This window comes from Egbenema bharatensis FJBBOT/2019 (genome assembly GCF_048077055.1).
Lineage (GTDB): Bacteria > Cyanobacteriota > Cyanobacteriia > Elainellales > Elainellaceae > Egbenema > Egbenema bharatensis.
Genome location: NZ_CP182236.1, coordinates 3,657,736 through 3,670,336, shown reverse-complemented (window position 1 = coordinate 3,670,336; position 12,601 = coordinate 3,657,736). Strand labels below are relative to the sequence as shown.

General features: G+C 51.3%; 10 protein-coding genes and 1 pseudogene. 9 read left to right on the top strand and 2 right to left on the bottom strand.

All coding sequences use genetic code 11. The features are described from left to right. Positions 1–69: 69 nt before the first annotated feature. Positions 70–1,188: a hypothetical protein gene (locus tag ACM1PF_RS16975; protein WP_416676454.1), complete on the bottom strand. Its 1,119-nt coding sequence runs from the start codon at positions 1,186–1,188 to the stop codon at positions 70–72. Between the two features lie 794 nt (positions 1,189–1,982). Between ACM1PF_RS16975 and pstS the strand changes: the two genes are divergently transcribed. Genes pstS through pstB (ACM1PF_RS16955) form a run of 4 tightly spaced genes read left to right on the top strand, consistent with a single transcriptional unit; the run spans position 1,983 to position 5,801 of the window. Beyond that, positions 1,983–3,026 (top strand): phosphate ABC transporter substrate-binding protein PstS, encoded by a 1,044-nt coding sequence (pstS, locus tag ACM1PF_RS16970; protein WP_416676453.1) that lies wholly within the window; start codon positions 1,983–1,985, stop codon positions 3,024–3,026. A gap of 6 nt (positions 3,027–3,032) precedes the next feature. After that, on the top strand, positions 3,033–4,040 hold the full coding sequence (gene pstC, locus ACM1PF_RS16965) for a phosphate ABC transporter permease subunit PstC (RefSeq protein WP_416676452.1): 1,008 nt from the start codon (positions 3,033–3,035) through the stop codon (positions 4,038–4,040). Between the two features lie 7 nt (positions 4,041–4,047). Beyond that, positions 4,048–4,941, top strand: coding sequence for a phosphate ABC transporter permease PstA (gene pstA, locus ACM1PF_RS16960; protein ID WP_416676451.1), 894 nt, complete (start codon positions 4,048–4,050; stop codon positions 4,939–4,941). Next, on the top strand, positions 4,938–5,801 hold the full coding sequence (gene pstB, locus ACM1PF_RS16955) for a phosphate ABC transporter ATP-binding protein PstB (RefSeq protein WP_416676450.1): 864 nt from the start codon (positions 4,938–4,940) through the stop codon (positions 5,799–5,801). Before pstA ends, pstB (ACM1PF_RS16955) begins: the two co-directional genes overlap by 4 nt. Before the next feature lie 261 nt (positions 5,802–6,062). Here pstB (ACM1PF_RS16955) and pstB (ACM1PF_RS16950) read toward each other — a convergent pair whose 3' ends face one another. Next, positions 6,063–6,893, bottom strand: a complete 831-nt coding sequence (gene pstB, locus ACM1PF_RS16950) for a phosphate ABC transporter ATP-binding protein PstB (protein ID WP_416676692.1) — start codon at positions 6,891–6,893, stop codon at positions 6,063–6,065. A gap of 801 nt (positions 6,894–7,694) precedes the next feature. Between pstB (ACM1PF_RS16950) and ACM1PF_RS16945 the strand changes: the two genes are divergently transcribed. The 5 genes and pseudogenes from ACM1PF_RS16945 (at position 7,695) to ACM1PF_RS16925 (ending at position 12,595) form a co-directional block, all read left to right on the top strand. Then, positions 7,695–8,132, top strand: coding sequence for a thiol-disulfide oxidoreductase DCC family protein (locus tag ACM1PF_RS16945; protein ID WP_416676449.1), 438 nt, complete (start codon positions 7,695–7,697; stop codon positions 8,130–8,132). 350 nt (positions 8,133–8,482) lie between these two features. Then, positions 8,483–8,599 (top strand): photosystem II reaction center protein I, encoded by a 117-nt coding sequence (locus ACM1PF_RS16940; protein ID WP_416676448.1) that lies wholly within the window; start codon positions 8,483–8,485, stop codon positions 8,597–8,599. A 257-nt stretch (positions 8,600–8,856) separates the two neighbouring features. Then, positions 8,857–10,071, top strand: a complete 1,215-nt coding sequence (locus tag ACM1PF_RS16935) for a hypothetical protein (protein ID WP_416676447.1) — start codon at positions 8,857–8,859, stop codon at positions 10,069–10,071. Next, positions 10,068–11,658 (top strand): annotated as a pseudogene (locus tag ACM1PF_RS16930) (DUF3769 domain-containing protein). The gene ACM1PF_RS16935 and the pseudogene ACM1PF_RS16930 overlap by 4 nt, the downstream one beginning before the upstream one ends. A 142-nt stretch (positions 11,659–11,800) precedes the next feature. Further along, the gene (locus tag ACM1PF_RS16925) at positions 11,801–12,595 is read left to right on the top strand and encodes a hypothetical protein (RefSeq protein ID WP_416676446.1); all 795 of its coding nucleotides are present in this window, start codon (positions 11,801–11,803) and stop codon (positions 12,593–12,595) included. The last annotated feature ends 6 nt before the right edge of the window (positions 12,596–12,601 follow it).

The following is a 12,601-nucleotide window of genomic DNA, read 5'->3' as shown; positions in this document are numbered from 1 at the left end:
GAGTTGGGAGGATCGCGTCTTTGGCGTTGTTGGGCGAAGGGGATGCGATCGTATGGGGATAGGGGGAAGTTAGTTGGGCGTTCGGTTCCAGATGAAGATTGCGGTTGCGACGTTATCCGTTGTGGGAACCAGACTGATATAACCCGTCACGCCATCTCGGCTGATTTGATACAGTTCGCCGCCGCCATATTGCCCCTGGGGGGTGATGGTGTAATCAGCAATTTCTAACGGAGTTTGGAACCGCTCAGAGAATAGAGCCTGGGGGTTATTTTGCCGTGCGGCGAGGACGGCCCTTTGGATGCCCGATCGCCACTCTGCAATATCTCCCTGTAATAAATCAATTTCTGCCAGATTGCTATAGAACGCATTGGGATCAGGCAGGCGGTTTGGATCAATTTCCTGCCAGGGACTTTCTGCTTCGCCACTGGGATTTGGAATGATATCCGCCAGATCTCCGTAAAACTGCACTTCTTCAACGCTGACGACGCGACGGCTTCCCAGATCCTCCGGTAGGGGCTGATCGCTCAGGAGATAACTGGTTCCCGCCCCTTCTGCATTAGGAATCAAGGTCAAGTATTTCACTGCATCCCCTCTAGAGACTCGATAAACCGATCGCCCCGTTTCCGAGAATTCCTCGATCGGTTGCGCTAGAAATTGCTGGGCTGAAAGCTGTTCCTCAAACCAGCGATCGACCGTGGAGAGGGCATCTGGTGTTCTAAAGCTGAAGGGTTCAAAATCCTGGGGCAGTCCGAATGAACCGGGTTGGGCATTGGGGTAGCGGGGAAAATCAGCAGCGAAGGGATCGGGCGCAGGCGGATTGGGGCTGGGATCAGGAATTTCTGCTGAAGCCGCTTCCGGAGCAGGTTGGGGAGCGATGGCGAGGGGTGGAGTCGTTGGAGGCGCAATGGCTGGAGCGAGAGGGGCAATGGGGGAAGGAGGCGGTGGGCTGGGGGGCGGAGCAACGGCAGGAGTCGGGGAAGGAGAGGCTTCAACGGTTTGAGCTTGGGAGGGAATCTGAGTCAGGCTAATACTCTCTTCCTCAGGGACTTCTTCGATCTCCGATGGTTGGTTGGACGGCAGGGGAACCAACAAAACCAGGGCATGAAGTCCCAGGGAGAGCAGCAGCATGGGACGCAAAAAGGATTGCCAGGAGGCAGGAAAATTTTTGAGCAAGGGGGATTGAGCCATGAGTCTGAAGGGGGTGAAGCCAATCAAAACAGGAAAGAGGAGAATTCGCGCCAAGCCAAAGGACGTATCCCAATCTTGTATTTACATGACCAATATCTGACCGGCAGGCAAGATGCCTGCCCTACGGCAGTCGATCAGTTTGCATCAATGGGATGTCCCCAACCAAATACTCAAACCCAACTAAACTTAGCCTGATTTTGTAACTCAAATAACAAAAATGATGGACGAGTACAGCACTGTTTCAACCTGCAATCCATGATAAATCAAAACCCTCTTTAAAGCTGATTGATTCAAAAAAGCGATCGAACATTTTCTCCATCTTGCAGTCTGATTCAAACCAATTTATTTACATCCATAAATCCCGCTGCACTTGTTCTTAAAGATAACAACTTTACTTGAAATCCTTAATCAGCAAGCACCGTAGACTAGCCCATCAGAAGAAATAGCCCTCTTCCATCAAGGATTCTATATAGTTATACCCTGGTTTACATAGAAAAGCTTTGGCTTAAATCAGGATTAAACTTGGCTTAACCTATTTGAATTCATCAAAATCTACTTTGAAAATTCTTGTTATATTGCCTTGATTTTTATTTATTAGACAGAAAGCAAATCAACTTAAATTGATGCGTCAAGTCTTAAACAAAGTATTTTTAACCAAACATTAATCTGCCCATCAAATGGACTTAACCAGGTTAGTTGTACGTTTATCAATGTTGGCTAAATGAGCAATTATTTTCAGCCACTTATCTTCAGACTGCTTATTTTTTTAGCCTCAAAACGTGAGGAGAACTGTCATGATCCTTTCTACCCGTACATTGCGTCGAGCCGTTGTCACCTCTGCAATGGCAACGGCTTTTGCATTCAGTCCAATTCTGTCGGCGATCGCCCAAGTTGAAGAACTGAATGGGGCAGGAGCAACTTTTCCGGCTCCGCTTTATCAACGTTACTTTGCCGAATTTAGAAATCAATCTGGAATTACAGTTAACTATCAGGCTGTCGGCAGTGGTGCGGGAATCCGGCAAGTCATTGCAGGCACGGTTGATTTTGGGGGCAGTGATGCCGCCATGACCGATGCTCAGATTGCCGATGTGGGCGATCGAGGGGTGATCCTGGTTCCCACTGCTGGAGGAGCGGTGGCGGTGGTTTTCAACTTGCCAGGGGTAAACGATCTGCGGCTTTCCCGTGAGGCTCTGACCGGGATTTTCTCCGGGCAAATTACCCGCTGGAATGATGATGTGATTGCTGCTGCCAATCCTGGTGTTTCTCTACCGGATCTACCGATCCGTCCCGTGGTGCGAGCCGATGGCAGTGGCACAACCTTCATTTTTACCAATCACCTGAGCGCGATCGATCCTTACTTCCGGGGACGGGTGGGGACTGGCACCGCTCCCAACTGGTCGATTAACGAAATTCGCGGTCGGGGGAATCCGGGGGTTGCCTCTCAGGTGGCTCGGACGCGCGGGGGGATTGGCTATGTTGAGTTAGCCTTTGCTGAACAAAACAATTTGACCTACGCGGCGATCGAAAACCGGGCTGGAGAATACATTACGCCCAGCCTGGAAGCGACTGAAGCGGCCCTGTCTTCCCTGGAATTTCCAGATAACTTCCGCGTGTTTGTTGATGATCCAACCGAGGGATATCCGATCGCTGGACTTACCTGGATCATGATCTACAAGCAGTATGAATCCGCTGAAATGGCAGAGGCTGTGAAACAAATGGTGCGGTGGGTGTTGACGGACGGCCAGACTTTGAACAACTCGCTAGACTACACTCGGATTCCGGAACCAGTGGTACAGCGGGTACTGGCAATTGTAGACCGCGAAGTCACCGGCCCCTAAACCAATATGACCCAACCCTCTGAATCGGCCGCTCCATTCTCTAGAATCGGGCAAACTTCTTCCCTGCTGGAGGTAGACATCACCACTACCGACACAGCCCCATTGATGGTCGATCGCGGCTTTACCTGGCTGGTGCGAACCCTGGCGGTCAGCGTGGTCTTCGTGCTGTTTTGGATGGTGGGGGTCATTTTAAACGCAGCTCGACCGGCTCTCCAGGAGTATGGTCTGGCTTTTCTGTGGAGTCAGGACTGGGACATTGGCGGGTTGACCTTTGGGGCGTTGCCCTATGTCTATGGGACGCTGGTGACTTCGGTGATGGCGATCGGTCTGGCGGTGCCGATCGGTCTGGCAGTTGCCTTACTCACCAGCGAAAATTTCCTGCCTCGGTGGATCAGATTTCCCCTGGCTTTCCTGGTGGAATTGATTGCCGCCATTCCCAGTGTGATCATTGGGCTATGGGGCATTTTTGTCCTGATTCCATTCCTCGATCCAGTGCAATTCTGGTTGTTCGATCATCTGAGTTGGATTCCACTCTTTAGTACGCCACCCTACGGCCCAGGCTTATTTGTGGCAGGCGTAGTTCTAGCCATCATGATTCTGCCAACCATAGCCGCCATCAGCCGGGATGTGCTGCTCGCCCTACCCAAGGAACAGCGGACTGCCTCTCGATCGCTGGGAGCAACCCAATGGGAAACCATCTTTCGCATCACCTTACCCACTGCCAGTCCTGGCATTTTGGGGGCGATTACCCTGGCGTTAGGACGGGCCTTGGGAGAAACAATGGCGGTAACGATGGTGATCGGCAACTCTCCGGTGATTAGTGCCTCTCTGCTGAATTTGGGTTACACCATTCCGGCCGTATTGGCGAATGAGTTTGGCGAAGCCTTAGACCCCTTACACATCGCCTCCCTAATGTATCTGGCTCTGATTTTGTTTGTCCTGACGCTGCTGGTAAATATCGCAGCCACGCTGATCGTGCAACGATTCGGCCGTCAATCCCATCCGCTCCTGTGAAGTGTCCATGAAATCATCCTTGAGCCAGAACCGGGCAGCGATCGATCTGCATCGCCCTTTATCCTGGCAACGACAATTGTTTAGCTATGGCATGGCGGGAACCGCTTTTTTGCTGACTGGAATTGCCATTCTGCCCCTCTTTGCAGTGTTGTTTGCCATTCTGCACCAGGGTTTACCCAACCTGAGCTGGGAGGCATTGACGAGTTTACCCGCCCCTGTGGGATTAGAAGGCGTTCCCAATGGATTTGCCAATGCGATCGTCGGTACAGTGGTCATGGTGGGGTTAGCCGCTCTGGTGAGCGTGCCCCTGGGGATTATGGCGGCAGTGTATTTATCAGAGTTTAGCCGCAATTCCCAAACCGCCAATCTTGTCCGATTTCTGGTGACGATCTTGAGTGGAGTCCCCTCGATCGTGGTCGGGGTGTTTGCCTATGGGGTGATTGTGCTAACGACCCGGCAATTCTCGGCGATCGCAGGGAGCTTTGCCCTGGCGGTGTTGATGTTGCCAATTGTCATTCTTGCCACGGAGGCGGCACTGACCCTGGTGCCCCAGGAACAACGGCTGGCTTCGGCCGCATTGGGGGGAACCCGGTTTCAAACCATCCTCAAAGTGGTGCTGCGGGCTGCTACTCCCGGAATCATTACCGGAGTCCTGCTGTCGATCGCCCGGGCGGCGGGTGAAACGGCTCCTCTAATTTTTACGGCCCTCTTCAGCGACAACTGGATGAGAAGTTTGCAAAGTCCGTCGTCCTCAATGTCAGTGTTGATTTATAACTACGCCTTCTCTCCCTACCAGGAGCAAAATGACATGGCCTGGACGGCTGCCCTGGTGCTGCTGGGAGTCTTGCTGCTGATTAATATTTGCTCTCGCTTGCTCACCCGTATTCCCACAGACCCATGACGTTTAACGCTGATTCATCTGACTCAACCCAAGTCGATCGCCCCTCACCCTCAAATTCCCCCACCTTCACCTCCCATATCCTCAACGGTGAAATTCCGGCCCTGCAAGCGATTGATTTAGGGTTTTACTACGGCTCTCGGAAGGTGCTGGAAGGGGTGACAATGGCCATGCCTCAGCGGAAGGTGACGGCCATTATTGGCCCGTCTGGCTGTGGTAAGTCTACCTTTATCAAAGCCCTTAACCGGATCGGTGAACTGGAAGCGCAGGTCAAGGTCGAAGGTCGAGTTGAGTTTTGGGGGCAAGATATCTACAGTCCAAAGGTGAACCTGAATCGGCTGCGGCGGCAAATTGGCATGGTGTCCCAACGCCCCAACCCGTTTGCCATGAGCATTTACGACAATGTGGCCTACGGAATTCGGATTGCAGAACGGCGATCGGCGGTAGAACTGGATCAAATGGTGGAGTCAGCCCTGGTCAACGCAGCGTTATGGGATGAAGTGAAGGATCATCTGCATAAGTCAGCCCTGGGCTTATCCGGTGGTCAACAACAGCGATTGTGCATTGCCCGGGCCCTGGCGGTTGCACCCAAGGTACTGCTGATGGATGAACCCTGCTCTGCCCTTGACCCGATCGCCACCATGAAGATCGAAGCCTTGATCACCACCCTCCGCGAAACGCTATCGATCGTGATTGTGACCCACAACATGCAGCAAGCCGCTCGCGTGTCGGACTACACGGCATTTTTCAGCACAGATGAAAGCCAGATTGGGCAAATGGTAGAGTTCGGCTCAACCCCACAGATTTTCAACGCTGCGATCGATACGCGAACCCAGGATTACGTGGCAGGACGATTCGGTTAGTCCATTTAGTCCATAGTAGCCATACGCACAGCTTCACCCGCCCCTGACCCCTCCCAAGAGGGGAACGTCCGTCAATCCCTCCTGTCAAAGTAGCACTCCTAAAAAATCCCCTCCTGGGAGGGGCTGAGGGTGGGTTAAACCGGGAGGGGACAGAGGTGGGTCAAATTGGGATGGATATGGATAAGGAGTAGATCAAAAAACAGAGGGGCAGGCAAGATGCCTACCCCACAAGAGTTGTAGTTTAATTTCAGAAATAAAAGCTTAACCGAAACGACCGCTCACATAGTCTTGAGTCGCTTGCTGTTGCGGCGAGTTAAAGATTCTCTCCGTTCTGTCGTATTCCACCAAATAACCAAATCGGCTGCCGCCTGGCCCTGCCTCAGCATTGAAGAACGCCGTGTAATCCGCCACCCGCGAAGCCTGCTGCATGTTGTGGGTCACGATGATAATGGTGAATTGCTGCTTCAGCTCATGGATCAGGTCTTCAACCCGCAGGGTCGAAATGGGGTCAAGGGCAGAGCAGGGTTCATCCATCAAGATCACCTCAGGCTCAATGGCGATCGTCCGGGCAATACAGAGCCGTTGCTGTTGTCCACCGGACAGAGACAGACCACTCGCCTTCAGCTTGTCCTTCACCTCATCCCACAAAGCCGCTCCTCGCAGCGATCGCTCCACCAATTCATCCATATCGCCCTTATACCCGTTGATTCTGGCTCCGTAGGCAATATTGTCGTAGATCGTCTTAGGAAAGGGGTTGGGACGCTGAAACACCATACCAACGCGACGACGGACTTCAACCGGATCAACCTTTGGATCGTACAGGTCAGTACCCTGATAGGTAATTTTGCCTTCCACTCGTGCACTGGGAATCAAGTCGTTCAAACGGTTGTAGCACCGTAGCAGGGTACTTTTACCGCAACCTGACGGGCCAATGAACGCCACGACTTTATTTTTCGGAACATCCAGGAAGACATTCCGTACAGCCTGAAATGTCCCATAGAAAATCGAGACATTCTCAGTACGAATGACAACATCTTCAGCCCCTAAAGGACTGATCACAGAATTAGATTGAGTAGAAGGATTAGTCATGATTTAGTCAGCAGGGGTACAACTTTCATTTACCACTTCGATACAGTGCAGTTAGACCTTGAAATAAACCTGATTAGCGGGGGCTACGACGATAAGTTCTTGTGGATCAAAGAATACCAATTCTCAACATAAACACCTGAATCAGCATTACTGTAGCCTGCACTCATCCACCTACTTACGGAGTGATGGAAGGGGGCAGGTATGGTTCAGCATTGTCATGTTTAGAGGCTGTTTGAAAAGTAACAAACGTGCTGTATTCGTATCCCTAAGTCCTCATAATTGGGGAGAGCTTTGGTCAATTCCCCACCAGGGTTAGGGGGTAAGAGCGCGATCGGGGTAGCATTCAGCACTTTTAAGCAACCTCTTGGAAACCAAACGTCCTTCTGGATGTTCTGGCATCCAGCTACTCTAACATCCTACTTGTTGAACGGACTTTTAACACGAGTGTAAGCATTGCAGCCGATCGGAGGCTACCGTGATTTCAACGTGTCGGAAGCATCCTACTGCTTAATGGTGAAGAATACGTTAATGCTGCGGTTAAGAAAAATTTATCTTTTTTTAGAGAAAAAAATCTTAATCATTTCTCTCTGATTTGCTGCGCTTGAGGAGAGAAGGGATCAGGGTCAAGCTAAAGAAGGGGAGGGGAACGCTGAGTCTCGGTAAGGTTTGGACTCATTCTGCCCTCCAACGATTGACCGTGGCAGACACTATGAATGTTCAGACGCTTTAAATGTTCAGACGCTTTAATGGAGTTGAGTGCGATAAAAACTTGATGCGATCGAACCAAAGGATTTGTTGAAAACGATGGCGACCAGTCAGAAATATCATGTGATTTATGACGGAAACTGTAATCTTTGCGTCAACCTTGTCAAACTTTTAGAAACCCTCGATCGCGGCCAACAATTTTTCTATACGCCGATGCAGGATCAACCGACCCTCGATCGGTTCAACATTACGGCAGCAGACTGTGAAATGGGCATGATTTTAATTGATGCGAATCAACCCGATCGTCGCTGGCAGGGCAGTGATGCCGCAGAAGAAATCGGCAGACTATTACCAATGGGAGCGATTTTTGTGGAGGCTTACCGCGCCTTCCCAGGAGTCAAGTGGCTGGGCGATCGCACCTACGAGCAAATCCGCGATAACCGTTACACCCTGTTTGGCAAGCGTTCCTCGATCTATCGATCGGAGTATGGTTGTGAGACGGGGAGTTGTGGAGTGAGGAGTGAGGGAGAGGAGTGAGGAGTGAGGAGTGAGGGGGAGGAGTCAGGAAATTATGCCGTAGCGCAGGCATCCTACCTGCAAGCATGAACTCTACCTTCCACTCGCCTTCCGCCTTCCGCCTTCTGTCTCTTAGGAATGCAAATTAAATAACCTGAACTTCTTGTGGGGTGGGCATCTTGCCCGCCCAGTCAGCAAGGCAGAATGATTGGCAAGTTATTCAATTCACGATCCTTAACTTTCGCCTCTCTCCTGTCTCCTTCTCCTGCCTTCCACCTTTTTAAAACTCTCCACTCCAAAAGGGTGCAGGCTTTCGATTAAGATAATAAAGCTTATCTATATGTGAAAACTCGCTGCCGGAGGTTTTCCCGATGCTGACGCTTAAGATTGTGGTTTATCTCGTTGTTGCTTTCTTTGTTGGATTGTTTGTCTTTGGATTCCTGTCGAATGACCCAGCTCGTAATCCGAAGCGGCGGGATCTCGAATAGTTTTCCCAACCAACTTTGATAAGACCAACTTTGATAAGGTAATATACCGATCGCACTGTAGATTAGCTGCACCGATTCGGTATTAGGGATTGGAAGTTGGGGTAGGGAACAAAATGACTGAATCGGTGTCTTGGAGTTTTATTCCAGCATTTACTTTCAGGCTCCCTACACCCGAATTCCAAGTTTTACTCCTTCTACGAGGGCGGCTTCAGTCCTGCTTTTTGGGCGAACCGTCTATTTTTATTGTGTGTTAGAGTATGCCCTATCCGGTTTCGCCGCCTCCCCCACCTGCGATCGTTGACGTTCAGGAAACGAATGTTCTAGAAATCAGCGTTCAGGATTTTAACGCCCAGGATTTCAGCATCCAGAATTTCAATGCTCAGGAAACTGGGAATTCAGACCCAGCAACTCAAGCGATCGAGGAATCGTCTACTCTGCCGACATCTCATGTATCTGCGGAGGCTAATCATGTTCCTTCTACGGTCAGTCGTTCTGCTAGTGATTTGATCAATGGTTCGGTCGATGGTTCGATCACTGAACCCGTCATCGACTTAGTGCTTCCTGAACCTGCTCCGTCTGGGGCAACTGTTCTGGAGGTTGAAGTGGAATCACCTTCAACAGTGGATGCTGATTCAGGGAATGCTGGCTCAGGGAATGCTGGCTCAGGGAATGCTGCGCGTGAGAATCATGAAGACCCTGCTGAAACGATTGAAATAACTGAGGCTGTTCATCGGGCTGGCTCGGTGAGCAGTACATCTCCAGTGAATTCTAGAGGGATTGAGCTGGGCGGAAATGCTAACTCTTCATCCTTACCTTTATGGGTTGAGCTACCGCCGATCGCTCCTGTTTTTGGCCCCATTTCTGCGTCTACTATTCCAGCGACACAGGTTCCTGAACTCACCTATGATTGGAACCATGAGTGGGTGTTTATTGCTCAACTGCCGGGAGGATTGCCGCCCATTCCTGAGGGGGAGCGTCCTGTCCCTGAGGGAGAAATTCCACCTTTACCGCCCTTACCACCCGTGCCGGTGCCGCCTGCGGGAGAGATTTTAATTATTCCTGGGCAGGAAAGTCCGGAGGTTGAAGAAGCTCCGGATGCAGTACCCGATGGACAATTGCCCCCCGTTCAACCCGCCACTCAAAATATTATTGAACTGACTGCCGATCGCCAGGAATACGATGAGGTGCGGCAGGTCTTTTTGGCAGAGGGCAATGTGGAATTGCGGTTCCAGGGGGCCGTTTTGCTTTCCGATCGCTTGCAGGTGAATATTCCCAACCGAATTGCCGTTGCGGATGGAGATGCAGCCTTGATTCGAGGTGCCCAGGTTTTGCGAGGTGAGCGTATTACCTATAACCTGACGCTGGATCAGGGGAGTGTTCAGCAAGCCAGGGGAGAATTGTTCTTACCGGAACTGGCCAGGATACAGCCCCCACGGGTCTGCCCACCGATATTAGTGCCGATCGAGATGTGACCCGTCCCCTGGGCGATCGCCTTGCCAGTGAGCAACCGTTGCGAGTCTTTGGTAGTCCGGGGGGCATTATTTTTGGGGTGGATACACCGAACCAAATCTCTGGTTTGCCGGCCCCGGAGGGTGAAATTTCTCGATTGCGCTACGAGGCAGACGAAATTCGCTTTGAGGGGGATGAGTGGGAAGCCACCAATGTCCGGATTACCAACGATCCGTTTTCGCCCCCAGAATTAGAGCTGCGATCGAGGTTTGTTACGGTGCGACCGATTTCCCCATTTCAAACGGAAATTCGGCCCGTAATCCTCGGCTCGTATTTGATCAGGGGCTTAACTTGCCGCTGTTCCGGGAGCGATTGGTGATTGACAACCGCCAGCGGGATTCAGGATTGTTGACGGTTGGGTTTGATGAACGCGATCGAGGCGGGCTGTTTATTGAGCGATCGTTTCAGTATGATATTGGCCCCATCGCTTTGCTGACCCTGACTCCGCAAATTTTGGTGCAACGGGCGATCGATGAAGAAGGATTTTTTGATCCCTCATCCTATGGGTTAATTGTGCGACTGGATGCTACTCCCCGTCGTGGAACCTCTTTTGATGCCAACGTCACCTTTACCTCGCTGGATTTTGGAGCGGATAACTTTGGTGATACCTATCGTGCCAGTGTGCGGGCGAACCAGAGTTTGTTCAACCATAACCTTGCCCTGGAGTATAGCTACCGCGATCGGTTATTCAACGGTTCCCTGGGCTTCCAGAATGTTCAGTCGAGCGTTGGCTTTGTGGTGACTTCCCCAGTGGTGCCCTTAGGAGATACTGGCATTACCTTGAGCTATCAGGGTGGGATTCAAGCCATTAATTCAGATATCAACGTGGCACGAGCGTTTGGAGTCGATGCTGATCCAGATGACGCTGCCAGCTTGAGGGAGTTATTGCCGGATCCGGATCCGGTCACTGGGATTCGGCCCAACAACCGGATTAGCCTGGCGCGGTATCAGGCGAGTGCTGCCCTGAATCGTTCGTTCCTGCTATGGTCACAGCCCGGACTCCCGCCCACACCCGATCAGGGACTACGCTATACGCCGAACCCAGTGGTGCCATTTTTGCGGCTGAATCTGGGGCTACGCGGAACGGTCAGTGCTTACGGAAATGGGGATACTCAGTCCGTCTTGACGGGAACAGTAGGACTTTCGGTCAGTTCGGCAACTTCTCCAGACCATTTTTTGATTACACCGGGATTAACCTCGCCTACTCCTATAATGCGGTGGGTGGCGAAACCCCGTTCAACTTCGATCGGGTGAATGATATTCAGGTGTTGTCGGTGGGTCTGGTTCAGCAGATCTATGGCCCCTTCCGTCTGGGAGTTCGTTCCAATATTTACTTAGAAAGTCAGGCGAATCGAGTGAACAATACGGATACCACCTTTACACTGGAATACAGTAGGCGTACCTACTCGATTAATTTGAGCTACAGTCCCAGCCGGGATGCTGGCGCAGTAAACTTCCGCTTGAATGACTTTAACTGGACGGGTGATCCAGGTCGATTTTCTGGGTTAAATGGTACGGTGTCGGGAGGAGTCCGAACCCCAGGAGATTAGTTTTTGCCAATTAGCGGGCAGCAAATTATAACGAAGGGAAGCAGTACCTTTTCAAACTTTTGACCTTTTTCTGTCAAAAGGTAGATCATCTATGGCATAGCAGGATTACATTAGAATTATGAACTCCTAATTTGCCAAAACCATGAACGAACTGGCAAAGGATGCTGCGGCAATTGATGTAACGGATTTACTGACGCGCTACAGTTTTGATCTGGGCGGGTCTACAGTAGAGCGGCTAGTCAATTCCTGGTTGCACCAATACCCAACTCAATGGCTTCGACTGGCGGTGATTGAAGCCCTCTACCAGGGACGCTATAAAGCTTTTTCGGTGGAGCAAATTTTGAATCTGTGGAAGCGGAGAGGTCGATCGCTCTATCGCTTCAACCACGAGTTTGAACGGATTGTCTGCGGTCGCTTTCCCACTTCCACCTACGGCAGACGTTCACCCGCCCTGAATTCGGTTCGATCGCAGCCATTTTATCCCGTTAATGCTCCTGCACCTGTGCCAGGGTCTTCCCCTCAGCCCAATTATTTACATTCTTCCACCAGTCCGGCTGAAGAACCCCGTGCCGAATCACCTGCCACCTCAGCGTTCTCACCAGCTCAGTCTGCTGAAGTCGAATCATCCGCACCCCCAGCAGTGTCTGAGCCTTCTGACCCGGTTGAGTTGACCAGTGTTGCAGGAAATGTTGAAGGTCAACCGATCGAAGGTCAAGAGCATGACGGGTTAGATAGTGAATCTGACCAGGATGCGCTGACGTTACCTAAGGGTTCTCCGGTTCAAACCTTCAAGCCTGCCACCTCCATTGAATTAGGCATTTTGGAAATTGGAGTCGCGCGATCGCACCATCGGGAACCGATCCATCAATTTACGCCCACCCCAGAATCATCGGACTTCTACTCCAAACTTCGCGCCGTGGCTCAGATCCAGAATTAAGCGATC